We start from the raw sequence: 496 nt of genomic DNA on the forward strand, positions 1-496 counted from the left end.
AGCAGAAAGACCCGAACCCAGGCACGGAACAACCCGTCGTCCTCCGGAACGACGTATTCGACGTGTCCCACGACGCGGATACCGTTCTCTCGTCGTGGTGGGTGAAGGTTCCTGTCTACGACCCCGAGCGCGGACGGGGCAACTCCATCTGGTGTCCAGCACACGTTCCACACAAGGACGAACGACTCGTCCGCGAGGCAGAGATTCGAGACAGCGAACTCGTGCGCCGTGACGGTGACTGGTACGTCCATCTCGTCGTCAAGCGGTCTGTGACCGTGGCCGACGAGTACGACGATGTATTGGCGATCGATATGGGCGCGCGGTGGGTCGCTACCTGTGCGTTCCTCTCCGATCGCAAGACCACATTCTACGGCGAGGAAATCCGTCGTGTCCGCGAACACTATAAACAACTGCGGAAATCGATCGGGAAGTCGAAGCCGCGAGGAGGACAGCAGGTCGTCGGGCGTGTCGGTGGCGCTGAGGCGCGAAAGGTGGA

Annotated in this window: 1 pseudogene; it reads left to right on the plus strand. The window is 61.1% G+C overall.

Annotation, left to right across the window (positions count from 1 at the left end):
- Positions 1–496 (plus strand): annotated as a pseudogene (locus EXE45_RS21925) (RNA-guided endonuclease TnpB family protein); the annotation flags it as partial.

It is taken from the genome of Halorubrum sp. SP9 (assembly GCF_005435015.1).
Classification (GTDB): domain Archaea; phylum Halobacteriota; class Halobacteria; order Halobacteriales; family Haloferacaceae; genus Halorubrum; species Halorubrum sodomense.